General features: G+C 53.0%; 15 protein-coding genes. 2 read left to right on the forward strand and 13 right to left on the reverse strand.

The features are described 5' to 3' along the window. Nucleotides 1-22: 22 nt before the first annotated feature. From DL239_RS04425 to DL239_RS04485, 12 genes are all read right to left on the reverse strand, one after another. On the reverse strand, nt 23-631 hold the full coding sequence (locus DL239_RS04425) for a response regulator transcription factor (RefSeq protein ID WP_167682686.1): 609 nt from the start codon (nt 629-631) through the stop codon (nt 23-25). Then, nucleotides 628-2,142, reverse strand: a complete 1,515-nt coding sequence (locus DL239_RS04430) for a sensor histidine kinase (protein ID WP_206188332.1) — start codon at nt 2,140-2,142, stop codon at nt 628-630. The genes DL239_RS04425 and DL239_RS04430 overlap by 4 nt, the downstream gene beginning before the upstream one ends. 814 nt (nt 2,143-2,956) lie before the next feature. Further along, nucleotides 2,957-3,532: a sarcosine oxidase subunit gamma gene (locus tag DL239_RS04440; protein WP_167682690.1), complete on the reverse strand. Its 576-nt coding sequence runs from the start codon at nt 3,530-3,532 to the stop codon at nt 2,957-2,959. Beyond that, nucleotides 3,525-6,482 carry a sarcosine oxidase subunit alpha family protein gene (locus DL239_RS04445; protein ID WP_167682692.1) on the reverse strand — a complete coding sequence of 986 codons (2,958 nt, stop codon included), beginning with the start codon at nt 6,480-6,482 and terminating at the stop codon, nt 3,525-3,527. Before DL239_RS04445 ends, DL239_RS04440 begins: the two co-directional genes overlap by 8 nt. Next, nucleotides 6,479-6,766 carry a sarcosine oxidase subunit delta gene (locus DL239_RS04450; RefSeq protein ID WP_167682694.1) on the reverse strand — a complete coding sequence of 96 codons (288 nt, stop codon included), beginning with the start codon at nt 6,764-6,766 and terminating at the stop codon, nt 6,479-6,481. Before DL239_RS04450 ends, DL239_RS04445 begins: the two co-directional genes overlap by 4 nt. 11 nt (nt 6,767-6,777) lie before the next feature. Next, nucleotides 6,778-8,028, reverse strand: coding sequence for a sarcosine oxidase subunit beta family protein (locus DL239_RS04455; RefSeq protein WP_167682696.1), 1,251 nt, complete (start codon nt 8,026-8,028; stop codon nt 6,778-6,780). A gap of 102 nt (nt 8,029-8,130) precedes the next feature. Further along, nucleotides 8,131-9,966: a BCCT family transporter gene (locus DL239_RS04460; protein ID WP_167682698.1), complete on the reverse strand. Its 1,836-nt coding sequence runs from the start codon at nt 9,964-9,966 to the stop codon at nt 8,131-8,133. A 100-nt stretch (nt 9,967-10,066) separates the two neighbouring features. Continuing rightward, entirely contained in the window at nt 10,067-11,077 is a 1,011-nt protein-coding gene (locus tag DL239_RS04465) for an Ldh family oxidoreductase (RefSeq protein ID WP_167682700.1), read from the reverse strand. A 12-nt stretch (nt 11,078-11,089) separates the two neighbouring features. Further along, on the reverse strand, nt 11,090-11,737 hold the full coding sequence (locus DL239_RS04470; protein WP_167682702.1) for a DUF3726 domain-containing protein: 648 nt from the start codon (nt 11,735-11,737) through the stop codon (nt 11,090-11,092). Beyond that, nucleotides 11,734-13,428, reverse strand: coding sequence for a hypothetical protein (locus DL239_RS04475; protein ID WP_167682704.1), 1,695 nt, complete (start codon nt 13,426-13,428; stop codon nt 11,734-11,736). The genes DL239_RS04470 and DL239_RS04475 overlap by 4 nt, the downstream gene beginning before the upstream one ends. Before the next feature lie 3 nt (nt 13,429-13,431). Continuing rightward, entirely contained in the window at nt 13,432-14,406 is a 975-nt protein-coding gene (locus DL239_RS04480) for a membrane dipeptidase (protein WP_167682706.1), read from the reverse strand. Next, nucleotides 14,406-15,857, reverse strand: a complete 1,452-nt coding sequence (locus DL239_RS04485) for an aldehyde dehydrogenase family protein (RefSeq protein WP_167682708.1) — start codon at nt 15,855-15,857, stop codon at nt 14,406-14,408. The genes DL239_RS04480 and DL239_RS04485 overlap by 1 nt, the downstream gene beginning before the upstream one ends. A 97-nt stretch (nt 15,858-15,954) precedes the next feature. Here DL239_RS04485 and DL239_RS04490 point away from each other — a divergent pair, with 97 nt between their 5' ends. Then, nucleotides 15,955-16,845, forward strand: coding sequence for a LysR family transcriptional regulator (locus tag DL239_RS04490; protein WP_167682709.1), 891 nt, complete (start codon nt 15,955-15,957; stop codon nt 16,843-16,845). 484 nt (nt 16,846-17,329) lie between these two features. Beyond that, nucleotides 17,330-17,929, forward strand: coding sequence for a dimethylsulfonioproprionate lyase family protein (locus DL239_RS04495; protein WP_240931716.1), 600 nt, complete (start codon nt 17,330-17,332; stop codon nt 17,927-17,929). Nucleotides 17,930-18,468: 539 nt separating this feature from the next. Here DL239_RS04495 and DL239_RS04500 read toward each other — a convergent pair. Then, entirely contained in the window at nt 18,469-20,706 is a 2,238-nt protein-coding gene (locus tag DL239_RS04500) for an ATP-binding protein (RefSeq protein WP_369410536.1), read from the reverse strand. Nucleotides 20,707-21,635: the final 929 nt, after the last annotated feature.

Below are 21,635 nucleotides of genomic sequence, written 5' to 3' on the forward strand. Positions count from 1 at the left end.
CTCCACAAAAGACACCGTAGTTCTACTGATCAGCCTGTGCATCCAGCCAATACCGTGTCAGTTCGGCTGCCGAAGACGTGCCCGCTTTGGCCGCAATCGCTGCGCGGTGACTTTCTACCGTGCGAGGCGACAGGGTAAGCGCATCAGCGATTTGCTTGGTTGTCAGGCCCTTCGCGATCATCTCCAAGACTTGTTGTTCGCGTGTGGAGAGATGCTGCACCAATGCCACCGCCTCAGCGCGTTCTGCTGACGCCTGCTGGTGGCTTTCAAGTTCTCGGTGACCCTTCTGGATCGCGTCGATCAAGTCTTGCTCGTCTACCGGCTTGCTCAAAAAATCGATCGCGCCATTGCGAAACGCGCGCCTGCATGCCTCGATATCGCCATGCCCGCTGATAATAACAGTGGGCCATGATACGCCCTGGTCAGTCAGCTTTTCTTGTAGTTTTAGGCCCGAAATTGCGGGCATCCTGATATCAAGGATCAGGCAGCCTGGCGTCAGACCTGCCGCTTGCGCCAAGAATGTTTCGGGCGACGCAAAGCTGCGTACTTTCAGCCCGACGGTTTCCAACAGCAGGCTTAATGCGTTGCGGACGGCTTCATCATCATCAACGAGATAAACATGATTGCTCATGTTGCCACCGCCTTGGTTGAAAGCGGCAGGGACAGGCGGAAAGTGGTTTGGTTGGTGGCGTCCAACAGCATGATATCACCGTTCATTTCCTCGACCAGCCTTTGGCACAGCGCGAGGCCAAGCCCCGTTCCGTCCGGTTTTCCTGTCACGAAAGGTTCAAAGATGCGGGGTTTCAGGTGTTCAGCCACTCCTGGCCCGGTATCGCTGACATCCAGAACAGCGAACGGACCATCGATATGCGTGTTGATCCTGACCTGTGCCGCATCCGAGGCATCAAGCGCATTACGTACGAGATTAAACACAATCTGTTCCAGCTCAACCGGATCAGCGTCAACAAAGAGCGGTTCCTTATGCAACGATAGTGTAATGGCAGCCCCCTTGGTCTTGGCCTCCAATGCCAACAGGTTCTGAACGCTTTGGGCAGCTTCGTGGACAGAACAGCTCTTAGAAGGCGCACGGTTGGGTTTGCTCCAGCGTCTCAGGCGATCAAGGATATTCGCTGCGCGCTGTGCTTGGGACACTGTGTCGTCCAACACAGAGCCAAGACGTTCAACATCACCGCGCCGCGCCAAATGACGTCCAGCCTGTGCTTGGCTCAGGATTGCGGTCAGCGGTTGCGCCAGTTCATGCGCCATGCCGCTGGCCATTTCGCCCATTGCATTGACGCGCGACGCATGGGCAAGCCGCGTTTCCTGCGCGCTGAGTTTGGCGCGGCTTTCCGCATCTTTGGTGCGTGCGCGTTGTTTGAAGCCGAAGGCCGCCAGCAAAAAGAGTGCTGTGACCATTGCGATTACAGAGATTACTTTCCTGACCGGCAAGAGGTCAGACAGACCGACCGCCAACGAGGTCTCAAACACCAAGGGCTGAGACACACTCCCTAGCGGTTTGGAAAACCCAGTCTCGCCTGATGCAACCTGACCCACCAATGCCGTTTGACTGTCTGGCGTGGAAAGGCGCAAAGAAGCCGATGGCGCGTCCCAAAATGGATCATCTGTGGCAATCAGCGCGCGGGCGTCGATCACCAGCGCCAAACCATGCTGAGCCACGTCGGAATTGGGCGTGCGTTTCACAAGCAGGTAATGATCCGACAAACTAGGCATTTTCCCGATTTGCAGAGCCCCTGTCGAGCGGCGCGCCAATTCAACGACACGTTCCCTGGCCTGTGTCGAGAGACCGGGTTGCGTTTCTATTATCGGTTGGGACGGATCATATGGGACGACATTCACCGAGGTAATTCGTGGATAGAAGCGCGTGATTGTTGCCGCAACATCCAATACCAGATCTTGCCGCTCAACCCCACCCGCCACAAAAATCGCAGACAAAGAAGTCAAATGCGCATCATGTTGATCCGCCCGTTGGGAGGCTAAGCGATGCAGTGTTGCACTTTTGACCGTCAGTTCACGGACCACGTTTTGCCGTTCAAAAAACGCCACCCCGCTGAGCCCAAGTATGACGGCAAACGACCATAGCAAAGCATTTCGCCAGGAAATTATTGAGTATAAGACTGCCATCTGCATTCATCGCAGGTGTGGGCACAATCACCAATCCGTATTTCTACGGTTACATGGCTTTGCTTCAACGACCGTTCGACTGAGATTCCAAATCGAAAGGATCCGTCACATTCACATTTCTTCAGCGCAAATGAGCGAAATTTGATGCAGAGGGCAGCATTTTTCAATCTGGGCTCAAAGCAGACTTGCGGCGGTGCAGTAGCACATCTGCTGCAAAAGTACGGATGCCCCTATGTGGCCCATGACTGGATCCAGCCCTTCTACGACATTGGAGCACAGTGCAGCATGAGGGAGATTTGAAGCTGGAAGGGCGGGGGAGTAACCATTCGCTGCGCATTGCACCAATGTCAGCTAAGTGGACAAAATTTGATTTCGCCGCAGGTTCGCCAAAAGCCGCTTTAGCGAACAGATTGCGGGCAGCACCTCAATCCCTGATGCATCGTCCCGTCTTTTCGAAATTGCTGATGACTAGCTGCCCCATCGAGCATCCCGACGCCTACTAGGCAATGCACCGGATCAATGGATGTGGCGAGCCTGTTGACCTTCACTAACACCCTCTCCTGTTTCGTTGTCCTATGTGCTAATCAGAGGAATATTATCTAGGACACGATTGATGAGCGATAAACAGTTGACGATGGATCCAAGCCTAAATGTCCTGGGCAACGAACTTAAACCCTGCTCTAATTCTCCAATGACAGGGGTTTTCTCGATGGTTGCTGTAAAACTGGGGACGCCGATACGGGGAAGCATACTGTTTGCTGCATAATGACCAAAGAGTTCTTGGCCTTTTCAGTATTCACAAATGTGCCGGTTGCTATTCAGCCGGTAAAATCGCCACCGCAGTTCCAATCAGTGCTTCATGCAGGCTGCCTGCAGATGATCTCGGTCCATAAATAGAGTAGTAGTCTCTGGCGGTTTCACAACGGATAAAGCAGCCGATATGGTGAATAGTAGACCGTACAACTGTCCCCGATTGCATCATTTGAACGTCGATTGCCGTCAACTTCTCGAACGCGGATTTGACCTCAGGTCCGCTTATGTCGTATCGAACCCATCCATCACTCTGATCAACAACAGAGCCCAACTTGCCGATCCCTTGTGCAACCCGGCCAGCAAGCGCCGATTTGATGTCCCAACGAGCCTCAATCATCCACTGGTCAGGTCCAATCCACCAAGCACTGACCTCAGTGCCGGTGGCCGTGCCTCCGACTCTGGGAAGGCGCACTCCCAACTCTTTTTCCACACAGCTTTGTAACAATTCCGTCTGGCCTCGACGTGCGGCAAGAGACACGAGCTCTGTGACGCAATGCTCGGCGATGCAGGTCGTGCCAAAGTGTTCCACAGCCGGCGTTGTATTGCCCAATGGCGTCATCATTTGCAGATCAGTCACGGAGCCGCTCTCCTTCTGGATCGATAAAATGAGGGGAGAGAACTTCGACTGCAACTTCACCTCCCTCCAAAGGATTTACGGCCCGTAACGTTTCGCCCAGCCGGTCGTGACCATTCTTCAGAAAACCTAGTCCAATGGAGTGGCCCAGATTTGGTGAATGGATGGCTGAGGTAAGATAACCCTGATCATTGGCGGCATCGGTTGGGGCCTCATTGTTCATCAGGTGCATGCCGGACACAATAAAATCTCCCTTGGACACCGGTTGAAACCCCACCAAAGTCAACTGGTCTTCTCCATTCAGACCATCACGCCTGCTCAGCGTTGCACCGATGAAGTCTTTTTTCTTCGACACCATGCGACCAAGGCCCAGGTTCAGGCTGGTGGTGGTGCCATTCAGCTCCGCCCCTGCAGCGTGGCCTTTTTCTACACGCAACACACCCAGTGCTTCTGTCCCATACGGCACGACATCATATTCGGCACCTGCTGCCATTAGACTGCGGATCAGGGCATCCCCAAATCGAGCCGGTACTGCCAGCTCGTAGGCAAGTTCACCTGAAAACGAGATCCGAAACAGGCGCGCCCGCAGCCCACCGCAGATCGTGACTTCCCTGCACGCCATGAAGGGAAAAGCCTCGTTAGAAATATCGTGCTCCGGGTCTACAACTTTTTGAAGCACTTGTCGTGAGTTAGGACCGGCGATCGCATATTGTGCCCAGGCTTCGGTTGTAGAAATCATCTGCACATCCAGATCCGGCCAGAGGCATTGGCGTGCAAATTCCATGTTGCGATAAACCAGCACCGCATTTGCGGTGGTGGTTGTGACCACAAAGTGGTCTTCCGCAAAACGTGCAGCGGTACCGTCGTCATAAGCGATACCGTCTTCGCGCAGCATTATCCCATAGCGCACTTTCCCCACCTGTAATTTGGCAAATCCGTTGGCGTAAATCTTGTTCAGAAAAGTTGCAGCATCACTGCCTTGGACATCTATTTTGCCCAAAGTTGTCACATCACAAACACCTACAGATTTACGAACCGCTCGTGCTTCGCGATCAACAGTTTGCCGCCAATGGGTTTCCCCCGGCTGTGGAAACCATTGTGCCCGCAACCAATTCCCGGTTTCGACAAAGACTGCGCCTTGCTCCTCTGCCCATTTATGGCTCGGCGTTTTACGGGTTGGGTGAAAATCTTTGCCAACTGATCGTCCTGCCAATGCCCCAAGGGCAACCGGTGTATAGGGTGGCCGAAACATAGTCGTGCCGGTCTCGGGTATGGCCTTGCCGGTCAACTCTGCCATCACAGCCAATCCTCCTATATTGGAAGTCTTTCCCTGATCGGTGGCCATGCCCAATGTCGTGTAGCGCTTCAGATGTTCGACCGACCGGAACCCTTCCTGATGGGCCAATGTCACGTCTTTGACGGTCACATCATTTTGCAGATCAACCCAAGCCCGGCCTTTGGCACCGTTGACGTGCCAGAATGGTGTAAGCGATGGATCAGCATCCTCGGCCTTGGGCAGCTCGATTCCCTGCCCGGTCAGGCCAATGTTTTGCAACGCCTTCAGTGCTTCATTCATACCCCCTTGCAACGCCCTCGAAGTTGAAAAATCACCCCTTGCAGCCCCTGCAACCAATTGACCGGGCGGCAAGTCCCGCCTTGGGACAAAGCTGGCAATGTCCTCACACCATTCCGGACGGGACCGTTGGTGACAGGTGAGACTAAGGTTAGGGTTCCAACCACCGCTGACCGCCAAAGCCCCGCAGGCGAAACTACGAATCTCACCATTTGCCAAACGGGCCTTGATCGACTTCAAACCGCTGCGTCCACTGCTGTCGATAACCTGGGCGCCGGCCAAGACCTCTACACCGGACAGCCTTGGAGCGTCTTGCCGTATATCAATGATTGCCGGAATTGAAATGCCTTTTCCCAGCAGGTCCTTAGCTGTGCGATGACCATCATTGCTGTTTGTAAAGACCACAACCGATTGCGCTGGGGTCACTGCCCACCTGTTAGCGTATGCACGCACTGCACCGCCCAACATGACACCTGGGCGATCATTGTTCTCAAACGCGATGGGACGTTCAATGGCGCCAGTGCAAACCAAAGCCTGTTTGGGATATATCCGCCATAGGACCTGGCGCGGTTTCCCCTGTTCAGGTGACGCCATATGGTCCGACACCCGTTCCAGGGCGCTGTAGACACCGTGGTCGTAGGCCCCATTCACAGTTGTACGGAGCAGGATGCGCACATTGTCCATGCTGCTCAACTCAGCTTGGACTCTTGCAACCCAATGTGCGGCTGGGTCATCGCCAAGCGCCATATCCTCAGCGATTAAGCGACCACCAAGCAGGAATTCCTCCTCGGCAAGCAGCACTCTAGCTCCAGAGCGCCCCGCTGTCAGCGCAGCCGCCAGCCCGGCAGGACCTGCGCCAATTACCAACAAATCACAGTGTAAGAACCCTTTATCGTAAAGGTCGGGGTCGTTCTGCATCGATAAGCTACCCAACCCGGCAGCCCGTCGAATGATCGGCTCGTATAGCTTTTCCCAAAAGGTCGCAGGCCAAGTGAACGTCTTGTAATAAAATCCCGCCGTCAGGAAACCGGACAACCGGTCGTTCACAGCCAGCAGGTCATATTTCAACGATGGCCAGTGGTTTTGCGACCGTGCAGTCAACCCATCAAACAACTCTGTTGTTGTCGCTCGGGTATTGGGGTCCTGCCTAGCGCCACTGCCCAGTTCGACTAAGGCATTTGGTTCTTCCGATCCAGCGGAAAAGATTCCCCGTGGGCGGTGAGACTTGAACGAACGACCAACCAAACGAACATCATTGGCCAGTAATGCCGAGGCCAGGGTATCCCCCTGATAGCCTTTATAGGCTTTACCATTAAACGAAAAAGACAACGATTTACTACGGTCTAGTCGACCACCACTCAGCCGGTTAACTTGCGTCATCTGCTGCGCCCATGTGAGCGGGCAACATCGCTTGCCAGCTCTACCTGTGTTATTTCGTGAGTCATCGTATTGCGGGTAACCACCAACCAGGACCGGTCCCCTTGCTCATGAAACCAAAGCTCGCGGTGCAGGCCCGCCGGGTTATCCCGCAGGTAGAGGTAGTCATGAAATTCTTGCATAGCGTTTTCACTTTGCCAATCCGGACGATTAATCAGGCTGGCATCACCGAGATAGGTAAACTCCTGTGCATCTCGCGGGCCCAGTAAGGGATGAGGAATGATCATATGGTCTCTCTTCAGTGCAGGTTGGGCTGCGCGCCCTGCCCTTTTTCATCAATTATCTGCCCTGTGCGAAATCGATCGAGACGATACGCTGTGGCGGTTTTATGCGGACGGTCTGTTGACATCAGGTGGGCAAAGGCAAAACCAGCAGCAGGCGTTGCCTTGAAACCGCCGTAACACCAACCGCCGTTGAAATAGAGACCGTCAATAGGCGTCTTATCGATAAACGGGGATCCATCCATCGACATGTCCATGATGCCGCCCCAACTGCGCAACAGACGTACGCGGCCCAAGGCCGGGATCAGGGATATCCCGCTTTCTGCGACGTCCTCGACAGCAGGAAGGTTGCCGCGTTGTGCATAGGAATTGTAGCCGTCGATATCGCCGCCAAAGACAAGGCCGCCTTTGTTCGATTGGCTGCAATAAAAATGGCCTGCGCCATAGGTGATGACTCCGGGCAATGTGGGCTTTAACCCTTCGCTGGCAAAGGCCTGCAAGACATGGCTTTCGATAGGCAACCGCATCCCTGCCATGGCCATCACCCGGCTGGACGAGCCAGCGACGGACACACCGAGTTTGGTTGCACCAATAAATCCTTTTGTGGTTTCAACCCCCAGGCAGCGCCCATTTTCGATGCGAAACCCGGTGACTTCACAGTTTTGGATGATGTCGACACCCCGTCGGTCTGCCCCACGGGCATAGCCCCAGGCCACCGCATCATGACGCACGGTGCCGCCACGTCGATGCAGCAATCCACCCTTGATCGGGAACCGCGCATTATCAAAATTCAGGAAGGGATAGAGTTTGCGAACCCCATCAACATCCAGCAACTCGGCATCTGACCCGTTCAGGATCATTGCGTTCCCCCGCCGACGTGCCGCGTCTCGTTGGGCATCGCTGTGCACAAGGTTCAAAATACCGCGCTGGCTTACCATGGCGTTATAGTTCAGTTCCTGCTCTAGACTCTCCCAGAGCTTGAGCGAAAACTCATAGAATGGTTCATTGCCATCCAGCAGATAGTTTGATCGGATGATGGTCGTGTTGCGCCCAACATTGCCCCCACCAATCCAACCCTTTTCAACAACCGCAATGTTTGCTTCGCCAAACTCACGGGCAAGGTAATAGGCTGTTGCCAAGCCGTGACCGCCGCCGCCAATGATGACAAAATCATAACTCGGTTTTGGCTTGGAATCGCGCCAGACAGGTCGCCACCCTTTATGGCCGGTCAACGCTTCGCGAATGACCCGAAATCCACTGTATGTCATGGTATTCTCTATTTTCGGAGGAGGCGTTAGCGTCGCTCAGTACACATGAGTTACGCGCTGTTAGAACGAGCGGGCCACTACAGCCCGCCCGAGAATTATTAGTTACTCGGCAGGTGCAGCTTTTACTGCGCTATGCTTGTCACGCAGCCCATCACGATACAGCGCCTTGGCCAGTGACACACACATCAGCCCCATCACCATCGTGAACGGTAAAGCACCGATAATCATCGCGCTTTTCAACGCTTCCATCGGATCTGCGCCGCCGTTGTTTTTACCCGCGATCAGCAGCGTACCGATCACCAAAGTCAGGATCACACCCCAGACAATACGGTGTTTGGTACCTGTTTCCTGCTCACCACCGGACATGATGGTGTTCATCACCAGAATGCCAGAGTCAGCCGAGGTCACCAGGAAGGTCAGGATCAAGACTACACACATAACGGTGATCGCAGTCAGGAAACCACCCGAGAGCATTTCACCCAGAGTCACAAACAATTTTGCAGTGTTTGAGGCTCCGATGATTACGCCGTTGGCGTCCCCGGTTAGTTCCAGATCAATCGCCGTGCCACCCAGAATGGTCATCCAGGCAAAGCAAACCAAAGTAGGTGCGAACACACATCCGACGATGAATTCCCGGACCGAACGACCTTTGGAAATGCGAGCTAGGAACAGTCCAACGAAGGGTGAGAATGCGATCCACCAAGCCCAGTAGAACGTGGTCCAACCAGCCTGCCAGCCGAACTGACGTCCCGCGTTACCAGCATCGTACACAGCAGCGAGAGTTTCCTCTGGCAGTGCTGCAGCGGCACCTTCTAGACCTGATTTAAACCCACCAAAGGAACCCCAGGCATTGGTTGCCCCCGCCATCAAATCACCGGCAAGAGGTTTGGCTGCTTCCGGCAAAGCCGCCGCAAAGACCTCTGGGGACTGCGGTGTATATGGACCAAAACTAAGCGCGGCAAAGTGCAGAATGTAGTCCATCAGCGCAGTGGCATAGGTGGTCATTGCAAACAGGAAGGATCCAAAAATCACAAAGGTCAGCAGCAGGATAATCGACAACACTAGGTTCAGGTTCGACAGGTATTTAACCCCACGTCCCACACCAGAAACGGCTGAAATGATCGACAACCCCATGATAATCACCAAGCCAGCAACAAGACCCACGGTACCAGGGGCCGGAGCATCGCCGGTCATGTCCATCATCCATTCCATGCCAGTGATCGCATACAGCCCATCAATGAACTGGCTGACACCGAAACCGATGGTAACTGACACACCCAAAATGGTGGCAACAACACCCAGAACATCGACGATGTGACCAAAGATTCCGTTTACATATTTTCCAAACAATGGTGTTAGGGCGGATCGGATCGTCAACGGCATATCACGCGTGTAAGCATAGTATGCCAAAGACAACCCAGTCACCACATAGATCGCCCAGGCGTGGATGCCATAGTGCAGGAATGTATAGCGGTATCCAGATTGTAAGGCTGCTTCGGCATTGCCTGTAACCTCACCGGAAACCACCACCGGGTTTGATCCCCACAGGCCCATGGGCTCGGCAGTGGCGAAAACCATCAGCCCAACACCCAAACCAGCCCCAAACATCATCGAGAACCACGAGAAGTTTGAAAATTCAGGCGCCTCGCCTGCGCGTCCCATGACCCGTTTTCCGGTTTGCGGCAACGCGGCTACAATAAACAGGAAGAACGCGAATGCCCCAACGATCACAATGTAAAAAGCGTTAAAATCCCCCAGAATTTTCCAGTTTAGACTTCCCAAAGCGCTGTTTGCATTGGCGGGCCATACTAGCGCCCAGACGACCAGCAAGGCCATTGTGATCTTACTGATAAGCGCAATTGGCAGACTGTACCCTTCATAGAATCCAGCTTCTGCCTTTATAATTTCCAGCTCCGTAAATGGAGGCTTGATTGACATTGGAACTCTCCCTTCCACTGTTGGCTCATTTAAGAGCATTTGGAATGGGTTACTCTGTAACCCCTCCAATTGGCCTGCCTTCCCCTGACAGGCAATACCCCTAACCGAGGAGTGCCTCGATCCGGGCAAGAGTTGCGGTGTTAACCGCAACGCCTTGTGTCTGCGCCAAAGCGCGCTTTTTCGTGCGTCCATCCCCTGGCAAATGTGCGCCATCCTGTTCATGAACCGCGTTTGCAAGGTCCGCGATACGAGCGGCAAACTGATCTCCGGATGTTGCTGCTGGATCGATTGCCAGGAAAAATTGCCCCGTTTTAGGTGGCCCCCCAGCGGTGCCGGAAAACGGCGAAGCTTTGATACCCAAGGTGGCCCCACTCAAAGCCCCAGCCATCATTTCAACCAGCAATGCAACTCCGACACCTTTGTATCCTCCGGATGGGGCCATAGAGCCCTTTAGGCCAACATTTGGATCAGTGGTCGGGTTGCCGTCCCCGTCCAAAGCCCAGCCAACAGGTATCGGTTTGCCTTCGCGCGCATGCTTCATCACTTCACTCTTGGCGATGGTACTGGCACTCTGGTCGATCAATATCGCTGGTTTTCCATCAATTCCCGGCGCGGCAATCGAAAAGGGATTAGTGCCGACAACGGGTTTGTATCCCCCCGATGGCGCGATTGACGCCGGTGCATTTGTGAATCCAAGCCCAACCAGACCCGCTTCAGCCAAACGATTAGTGTGGTACCCCAGAACGCCGCAATTATATGAATTGTGGATAGACAGCACCGCAACGCCCTGTTGACGGGCTAGTGGGATCAGCTGTTCAAACCCCTTATCAATAGCCGAATGCGCAAACCCCGTAGCTGCATCCACTGTGATCACGCCTGGGCGCGTCACTTCCAGTTTGGGTACAGCTTGGCCATCGACTTTGCCACATTGAACGTGCTCTGCATAAATCGGGATATAGGCCAACCCGTGGCTGGCGACGCCGTCCGCCTCGGTCGCGGCGGTCGCAATCGCCAGAGGGCGTGCGTTGTCCGCAGAGGTTCCAGCCGCCACTAGCGCTTGGAACGACAGCTCTTCGATTTCAGCAAGACTTAGGGTTCGGGTATCAGTCATGACGTCTCCGGATTAGTCATTATCAGTTTGCCCACCCCCTGCCCCAAGGCGCCGCGACGTTTCCGTTGCGGGCGCATAGGTCAGCGCGGCAAGTGCGTTGAGGTCGTGCCAGTTCTGGCTGCGGGGATTGGCACGACAGGGCAATTTCGTGGGCATGGTCATCGGTGCAGTTTGGGCAATCACCAATCGATCAGCACGTTCGACATAGGGCGTTGTCTCAACCGATAATTGTAGATCAACGGTGTTTCCATCCGTTGTGATGGTTGCGCCTTCCCAGGTCACCAGCAGACAGGTTTTGGCTAAACGGGCGACCGCCGCAACAAACGGCAGAATGAACAGCGGATTGGACAGATCGCGGATCTCGACACCATCCGAAGCAACCTGCGCTGCACAATCCGACAACGCGGTGCCCGTTTGTATCGGGCAAAGCGTCCTTAACTGCCCACGCCATTCACCAGATAAAGACTGCGGTGCCTGCAAGCGTTTACTTTCAGTCTGGCACTCGCTCAAAACGCTACTCAGCAGCCGACAACCGTCAAAGTCCTGCGCGCAAAGCCAACGAGTGGCTTTAGATGCCTCTTCCGCGACCCCCCAATCCAGCCCCGCCCCACGAGCCGCCCGCTTGCTGAGAGCCTCAATTTCGTTCAGCGAATAACTCATTGCGCGCGCTCCGAAACCGGATAGACCCAATAATCGGCATTCTCTTTCGTAAGTTCACTGGGGTACGGCGCACCTTGGAACATGCAAATTCGCACCCACCGGTCTGAGCGTGGGTCAAAATGTGTGGCGCCAAAGAAGGACAGCTTGGCCCGCAGCATATCGATCGGCAGAACATCTTCGCTGATGGTATTGTCTTGGATCTCGCTATACGGCGCAGAGGCGTTGATCTGGGCACGCCTTACGGTGTGCCGGTGTTCGGGGTGGACCAACAGGAACTCCGCGACCGTAATGTCTTGATCCCATTCACCAAGCGTGACAAAGGCCCGTGCCGCATCCCGTGCCGGAGCCAAGGGCTGTTCATAGTCGGCTATCGGTTCCTCAAAACGAGCCCCAATGCGTGGCTCAAGCTTCTCAGCAGATACATACCAAGCACGCGCGCAGTTTTCTGAGCTGGACCAATCCAATTCCAACGCCCAACCAAAACAGGATACGATCAGGTTTTTCAGGGTCCTAATCGACATGCTGCCGTCGATCAAAAAAGCATCTGAATTGCTGTCTGACAAACAGCTCGACAGATCATCCACTAGGTGCCCATAGGGCTCCATCAGCAATGAGACTGTCAGTTCCTGACCTTCTTCGCTCAGGTTTGCCTCACACCACTGAACGAGATGGTCCCAGGGGTGCTCTTTTGTAAGTTCATGCTCTGCAAGGTAATTAGTAAGTGCATCCAAATCCGCCCGAAGAGCGTCCAGCTTTGCGATTTGCATTGGATGTTCAGAATGCCATTGAGCTATCGAACGAGAGCTACACTCTAGCGTCTCTTGGAACAGAGAAATTTCATTCTCTGATGCGAGAAATACCTGCCGGACCCGTAACAATGCCTCTTCGCGCGCCATGATCCAATTGTTGAATAACATGGGATGGTTCACGATGAACGGCGCCATGCCAAGCCCGGTCGAATTGCCAATCCCAAGCTGCCGCGCAACTTTGGGATCTAGCCGCACTGCTGTATCTCCACCTTTGATCAGGGCTGCGTGTTCAACTAGATCCCGTACAAAAGCGCGGGTCAGGAATACCGAAAGCATCTCAGCTTGGAACGGCGCGGCAAACTCCGACCTATCCGCGATCACCTCGCGGTCGGCGGCTCCAAATTTTCCAGAGCCATAAACGGCCGTTGTACGCATCAGATAGCCGACGCCCGCCAGTTGCTCAGAGTCAGGTTGCTGACCGGCGGCTAAAGATTCGACAACATGCGTCCACAAACGCACCGAGCGATTTGCCCTTGAGAGGGAGAGCTCGCTTTCACTCACCCGACCAGCTTCTTGTAAGGGAACGTTTTGCGACAGTCGCGCAATGTCACTGGCATCCGGGATGCCATCAAACAATGTGAACGTAGCATCCCACGCCTCTGCAATGACCCGGTCCGATCGCATTTCCGCCGGCAGTTCATGCGCAAAAGCGACCAGAGAATAGGTACGTACTGGGCCCTTGGCACAATAGACTGCGTGGCCTGTACCATCCGCCCCAATGTTGAAGACAGGGCAGGTAAACTCCCAGGCTTCATCCGCCATGCGCCGGGTCAAAATCCGCATAAAGCTAAGGCGACATTGGTGCAATGAACCGAGTCTCTTGAGTCGCATAACGCGTTTAGGATCGCGGCGGGAGACTGTTAGAGGGGCGCTGCCTATCATGCGTCAGGCCTGCGGCGAGAAATTTGCGGCATAGAAGCGATGCCAGTTGCCGCCAAGGATCGAAGTAATTTCAGCGTCAGACATCCCTACCCCACGCAGCCCGCTTTCCAGGCTCCCAAAATCACGGTTGTCACGAAACCATTCGGGCATGTCGGGGAAACCCGGTTTGTCTGCTGAACCCTCACCGTAGTCGATGTCTTTGGTCCATCGACCGACACGCATCCACTCAACGGTTGCATCGGGCTGGTCCTGGCAAAGGTCGCTGCCAATGCCCAAATGCTCGATGCCAAACCGGTCGGCACAACGGGCGATCATCTCGCAGAACTCATGCAGAGTGCAGTCCGATTTATTTTTCAGATGATGTGGGTAGATCGAGAACCCAAACATGCCACCGTTTTCGGTCACAGCCCGGATTACATCGTTTTTCTTGTTCCGCAGAGCTGGCGCCCAATCAAAAGGGTTTGCGTGAGTGATGGCGATTGGGCGCCCGGATAGATCTGCTGCCTGAATGGTGGAGCGATCCGCCGAATGGCTCATGTCGATAACCATACCAACGCGGTTCATCTCTTTGATGACCTGTCGACCCATTCGGGTTATTCCAGTGTCTTCACTCTCATAGCAACCAGACGCCAACAGCGACTGATTGTTATAGGTCAGCTGCATGAAACGGGCACCCAGCGTGTGCAGGATTTCGATCAGCCCAATGTCATCCTCCATTGGGCTGGGATTTTGAAAACCAAAGAAGATAGCGGTGCGCCCAGTTTCACACGCCGCATCAATGTCGCTGGCCCATTGGCCCTTCATAATCAGATCTGCGTATTGTTCGAACCAGCGGTTCCACTTTTCGAAATTCAGAACCGTTTCACGAAACGTCTCGTGATAGGCAATGGTGACGTGGACGGCATCCACGCCGCCCTCCCGCAACTGCCGAAAGATCTTTTCGGACCAATTGGCATATTGCAGGCCGTCGATACGCATTAGACCGGTATCCCCGCGCTGATATAGGCAGTTTTGACGGTGGTATAGAACTCTGCAGCTGACTTACCCTGTTCGCGTGGCCCGTATGAGCTGTCACCGCGCCCACCAAAGGGCACGTGGTAATCAGTGCCTGCGGTTGGCAAGTTAACCGTCACCACTCCAGTGCGCGCATTGCGGCGGAAATGCGTAGAGCGGGCAAGGCTCTGCGTTACGATACCTGATGTCAGGCCAAAATTGGTGTCATTGACTACGCTTAGGGCCTCGTCATAGCTGCCCACTTTGATCACCGAGGTCAGAGGCGCAAACATTTCCTCGCGGTTAATGCGCATGTCATTGGTGGTGTTCAGGAATACTCCGGGCGACATGTAAAAACCATCATGCGGCATATCTAATCGGGCGCCGCCACAAGCCAATTCTGCCCCTTCGGATAGCCCCAGATCAACGTAGGCCAGATTTTCATCAAGCTGTTGTTGACTGACGACTGGCCCCATCTGGGTTCCAACCTCCAGCGCGTGGCCCACCTTCATTGCTTTGGTGCCAGCAACCAGTTTTTCTACAAAGCTGTCGTGCACGGCACTATGGACTACCAGCCGCGAAGAGGCCGTGCATTTCTGACCTGTACTGCCAAATGCCCCCCCCAAGGCCAGCATAACAGCCAGATCCAGATCGGCGTCATCCATCACAGCCAACGCGTTTTTGGACCCCATTTCCATCTGAACCTTGGTCAGGTTTTGAATGGCAGCAGTGGCAATCCCCTTGCCCACAGGCAACGACCCAGTAAACGAAATTGCGTTCACTTTAGGGCTTTCCACCAGTTGTTGACCGATAGAACGGCCAGAGCCCATCACAAGGCTGAACAACCCCTTTGGAATGTCCTGTTTGGCAATGATTTCCGCAAGCGCCACGGCCGAAGCCGGAGTGATATTGGCAGGCTTCCAAACCACAGCATTACCATAGCAGAGCGCCGGAGCAATTTTCCACGAAGCGGTGGCGGTTGGAAAGTTCCATGGGGAGATGATGGCAACAACCCCCACCGCTTCTCGGCGCACGTCGATTTCGACACCAGCGCGCACCGAATCCGCATTTTCGCCCAGTTGACGAAGGCATTCAGCAGCGTAATAGGTAAAGAACTGCCCGGCCCGAAAAACTTCGCCTTTGCCTTCGGCCAGAGGTTTACCCTCTTCCCGGCTCAGCAAAGTACCCAACTCCTCGGCCCGCGCCATCATCTCGTTGCCGATATTCATCAACACCGACTGTTTACGCTCTATGCCGTAGGCAGCCCATTCCGCCTGCGCGACTTGTGCCTGGCTAAGGGTCTCTTCCAGCTGATGGGTGCTCGCCTGCGCGAACATGCCAATCATATCGCTCAGATCCGACGGGTTGCGGTTTTCGCTTTCGCTTTCTCCCGCAGTCCAGTTTCCAGCAATCAAGTTCAGTTTGGTCTCAGACATCAGTTTTCCCACGCATTGAGTTAGAGAAAGAATGGACTCCACTAGTGATATCAGTCAAATTTAAATAACTTAATTAAATTTCAGGACTTTTGAAATCATGGCGATCAAAATAGAAATGTTACGTAGTTTCAGCGCGGTAGCTGAAGCCGGGAATCTGGGCGATGCGGCGACAAGATTGGGTAGGACGCAGTCCGCAGTCTCAATGACGCTCAAACAGTTGGAGGATCACCTCGGTCGGCGCCTGTTTGTCAGTGATCGCAAAAATCAACTGACACCGGTTGGACAGCAGATTTTTGAGCTCGCTGGAATTGAGTTGCGCCAGTTTGACGACACCATCAAGGCCATTCAAGCCGCGGCGGTTGCTCCACAGGGCCTTGTACGCGTAGCCTCTGTGCCGTCGGTCGCAGGACTTATGTTCCCCTCGATGGTGCAAAAATTCCGTGATGTCTGCCCCGGAACCAAGATTGAACTGCGCGACACGGATTCCCAGCAGGTGGTCGACGCTCTGAGCAGGGGTAAAGCTGATATCGGCATCGCCTCCAGTCACCACACGCTGAATGGAATTCAACAGACACCACTGTTCTCAGATCGCTTCGGGCTCATTTGCTCGCCGCGTCATCCGTTAGCCTATAAGGCGGGCCCAATACACCTGACTGATGTGGTGTCGGACGCGTTCATCAAGAACGATTTGTGCCTCTCAGTTGAGTCAGAAAGCTTTCAAGAACTAACATCCCATGCGGATCTCTCTGCCCGAAACACCCTATCGCTAATTGCAATGGTTCGATCAGACAAATGGGTTACGATATTGCCCAAGGCCGTGCTGCACATAGCACCGTCAGATTTAGTCTTTCGGGAAATTTCAGACTTAACATCCCGGCGTCAGGTCAGCTTACTGTTGCGAGAAAAGTCACCGTTCCAAGACTATGCTGAAAAGCTAAAGAAAGTCATTCTATCCATAAATTGGGAAACGCTCATAAGCGCAGGTTAGTCTGCAAGGCACTGCAAAGTATGTTGATCGCTCAATTCCCGGCGCGGCCGAGGCGATGGTCAACGTATTCCGTGTCTATGTGTTTCAGTGCGACCCTATTCTGCACTCTTGGGAGCACTTCAGGGCAAACCCCAGAGCTTCAGCACACCCACGCTTAGCAACATGGTTTCACGTAGACGTGGACCTGATGAGGTGGACGGCCTCCTGCACTGCGCTGAAGCCTGTTTGTGGCCCGAACCGTACCTTCGTGCTGTTTGGGGCGAAAGGCGGCTGCACCGTATCATCACATTTTCATACGTTTGGTAGATGTCTCGTAGTTGAGCGTATTCAAGGTAGTTCGTTGCGATGCCTCTGCGCAGATTTCTCGTATCAGGTATTCGCTCCTGTTGCGGAATGGACTGCTCATACAAGCCTGTCTGTTTTTGCTGCATTGCTAAAAACTCAATCTTCCCCAACTGTACCGCAAAAGAGAGGTTCGACCACCATGATGCGCCCCAAACCAATGCAGGAGTTCCTCGATGCAATCATTTCGGCCGCCGACCATTACGTGACCGACCCCAACGGAAAGGAATCCCTGGCAAAGATTAGAGCGGCCCTTCAAACGCCGTCTAAGATATCTGATGGAGCGGGGGCACAATTGCCGATCCGCGAAAGTTTAGAAGAGGTGGCTATTCCATCGCATTTTCATGCGCCTGAGCTTCGCCATTTGGTGGAAACCTTCCTCAGGCTTGAGCCTATGCTCAATTGGCGTCGACGGTCAGGTGATATGTCTCGCGCGAGCGCAAACTTTGCAGAGGGCCATGCAAACGCAAACATAGTCGGTCCAGGTGGCATCGAACGGCGGACCGACGTCTGGCTTGGTGTCACCCTGCTTTCGCCGAATGTTAGGTATCCTGACCATAGCCATCCACCGGAAGAAACTTATCTGGTATTGAGCAATGGCTCCTTTTGTCATGGTGACAGCGAGTGGTTCGAGCCCGGTATCGGCGGCACGTTTTACAATTCGCCTGGTATTGTGCATGCAATGCGTTCTGATAACACTCCACTTCTTGCATTCTGGTTGCTGTGGGCTGGTGCGGAGTAAGGCGAGCTAACGAACTCGCTTGGAAACACAATGTGGTTGCGAACGACCCTAACCGGACCTTCATTCCAAACCCGTCTAACGGCAGCGGTCAGCCCTTCTACGACATCCGTGCTGGGTACAGCATGACCCGTTAGATCGAGCACAAAGGGCGCATAGCCGACATTAGCAGCGCTTGACACGAATGTCGGTTATGCGCGGCCCACGCACCTGACAAATTTCAATTGTTGCACCAAGATTGACTTGATTCTGCATCGCAGAAAAACCGTTCCAAGTTCAAATCTGTGAGCTTTTGCAACCTGAAAAACGACTGGTTTCAGAGCCTGATCTTATCCGTCCTCAACCCCCCAAAAAATCAAAAAGGTTGACTAACTAGGTGCCCCGAACGGGTGTGAGGGGCTCCGTCATTGGCCGCTGGACATCACAACTAAAAGTATAGCGCTATGGAGCTCTTGAACTACGAAGGAGAGCAGGCGTCGATACGATGGATTGGTTTCTTAAATCTATACTGTCTTGAAAACTGTTCTCAAATGCGAGTGCTCTTAGCCAATTAGGACTGAACGAATAGTCTGTGACAACAATACTCGTTCCATCGGTTTTTGGAGGAATGCGTAGCCTTCTTTCACCAATGCAATTTCAGTCAACGGGCCTTCAGGATACCCAGACATAAGAACAATCTTGATTCCTGGGTGTAAGATACTTACCTGTCTCGCAAAATCCAATCCACTTTGCCCCCCTGGCAGGACCACGTCAGTCAGAATAAGGTCAGGATGGGGCTTTTGGGTTACTGCCTGCATTGCGGCTTTTGCATTGCTTGATAGTGAAACGCGATAGTTCATAGCTTCCAAAGTTTCAAAAATCACTTTTTGCACATCTGGATTATCTTCCAGAACATGTATGTGTTCACCTTTACCTTGAATGACATCACTGGGTCGGGAAACTGCTTTTGTCTCTTGTACGCTACTAGAGCGTGGAAGGGTGATGGAAATTGTTGTCCCTTCACCAGGCGCTGTTTGAATCGTTGCGTCACCGCCAGACTGTCGTGAAAACCCGAATACCATTGACAATCCAAGGCCACTGCCTTGGCCGACTTCTTTAGTTGTGAAGAATGGCTCAAACGCTCTCGCTAAGGTATTTTCAGACATACCTAGGCCAGTGTCGCGGATAATTATTTCCACGTATTGCCCTGGTTGAAGGGAAGACTCGATGTTCGAACGTCCACCTCCACCCGGAATTTCTCTGTTCTTGCATTCGATGACCAGTTTTCCGCCCTGTGGCATTGCATCCCGCGCATTAAGTGCCACGTTCAAAATAGCACTTTCAACTTGGGTGGGGTCTGCATGAATGGCCCATAAATTGTCTTCCAATTGAGTGGTCACGGAAACTTCCTCGCCAAGTACACGTAGCAAGGTTTTACTGATCGTAGAGACCAGGTCGAATAGATCTACTGACCTAGGAAGCAATGTCTGCTTTCTAGAAAAAGCAAGTAAATGACGCGTAAGTTCTGCACCTCTTTGGGCTGCTTTAATGATTTGACCGGCCAATTCATGGTCAGGATCGTCAACAATCCCTAGCAATTCTGCGTTGCCCTGCACGACTGTCAGAAGATTATTGAAGTCATGCGCAATGCCTCCTGTAAGCTGCCCTATGGCTTCTAGCCGCTGAGCGGAAAACAATGACGCCTCAAGCCGTTTTCGGTCGGAAATATCTGTTAAAAGTCCAACAGATCTCTTTGGGACTCCAGCATGGTCAACTACACATTTACCCAGGGCGTGAAACCAGCGAAATTCACCAGTTCCCATTAGAAATCTATGCTCATGATGGAACGGAACATCCGGCTCATTTAAATGCCTATCAAGTTCCGCCCGATAGGAAACTACATCCTCTGGGTGTACAAGATCGGCTATACCTGAGGAAGCAAGAGCGACACGAAAATCACTTGGATCATACTTCAGGGCCTCAATAAAACTTGGTGAAACAAAGAGATGATCTTGTTCAATGTCCCAATCCCAAATTGCTGCGTTTTGCGTAGCCAAGGCATATCGTTCTTCACTCTCTGCCAACTTCCTTGTTCGTTCGATAACTTCCGCTTCAAGCCTTTCGTTCAGTTCTTGCATCTGACGTTGAATAATCGCCTGCTTGGTAATGTCCTCCTCACTTAAGACGGCAACAAAGGTACCAGTGACCGGGTCACGTCCACGGCGTGCAAGAATTCTGTGAACCCTAAAGCCATTTTGCGTACGCATCTCCTGCTCTGTATCGAAACTCTGTCCGCCAGTAGCAGTCGACAAGAGTTGCTTGGCAACATCGGGATCCTTTAGGCGCCCAACCATGTCATTTCCAAGCAACCCGGATGTAGCTGTGCCATAGCAATTCAAAGCTGCCGGGTTTTGAGCCAGTAAACGACCGTCCGCGGAAAACGTGCTGACCATCAGAGCGGAGGCGCGTGCCGCTTCGAGAATGCGAAGAGATTCTTGGTCAGTGTTGTTGTCAAAATACTGTTTAACTTCGATCAATACAGCGTTCACGTTGGCTTCAATGTGAACCGGCAGAAAAGACAAACTGACGGTTTTCGGATCGCCGTTTGGATACAACGTCCAAGTGTCCTGTATCCGTTCCGATCCACTGGAACTGTTCACGATTTGCTGCAACCTAATTCGTACTGTATCGCTGTCAGTGGAGAAGTCTCGATCCAGCAACTCTAGAAGGTTATGCGCTTCCCAAAAGTCAATGCCTGCTGGGTTTGCCCACCATATTTTGTGCCTATCCACATCAAACACCCATAGCGGTGTAGCCAGTTGCGCGAATTGGCTAAGGTCATCATGACTTGAAAACTGGATGATCGCTCCAATCTGAATGATGTTCGGTTCTTAGTTCATCAAATGTATATTTGATGCTAATCTTTGCTGAAGGGTAATCCAAGCCATAATTCAAAATTCCAGACTATCATTTTCGCTTGGCGATATTGGTTCTAGAGGCCAAGTCTCCACTATGTGAACAGCAGCTACTGTAGGTGTACCACTCACACTCGATCAGATGAAATTCACCAGAGCCGAGAGGAGTGTGAGCTGCCTCCCTCGAAGCTGCAATCAGGTCAAATCATTTTCGATTTGGCTATTTAAGGCCAGTTTCAGTTCATCTCTAGTTGGAGTGTTCAAAGTAAGTACCCAATTCCTTTCTTCTTGGTCAATTTTGCTTGGCGCCCTTGGGCTGAAAACGGTCATTGGTCATCATTTGCACAAATGGCAGCTCAAAGCCGTTCGTTACATGTCGACGTGTCCCGAGAGCCGACTTTGCAAAGGTCAATAACTGCGCATTGCCGCCGTTGGAGCTGACCGCAGTGAAGGTCAGGTTTCCGACCTTTGTGCCGAATGCTGAGGAAGGTCAGGTATCTTAAAGTGTAGATATGTAAAGACCTTCGGGACACTTCCTGTAAATTACCCAATTTTGGGTGGAGGAAGTTTTGATGACGAACGAAGAACGCCCTTGAGACTGTTCCGCTAGGGGTCCTCAAGAGGAAAGCCGTAGATATCAACTAAGGCTGGCGGCTTACCTCTGGCCCATTTTCAAAAAACTACCCACCACGCGCAACCCGCCGTTTTTGCCGCTTGCATGTGCGTCGGCAGAGTTTTTGGGTCCAAAGGCGGCCTAAACTAAGTGAGAGTTTGGCTCATCTGGTTGGTTTGATTATGCGGCGCGTTGCCTGTGA

The organism is Parasedimentitalea denitrificans, from assembly GCF_011813015.1.
GTDB classification, from domain to species: Bacteria; Pseudomonadota; Alphaproteobacteria; order Rhodobacterales; family Rhodobacteraceae; genus Parasedimentitalea; species Parasedimentitalea denitrificans.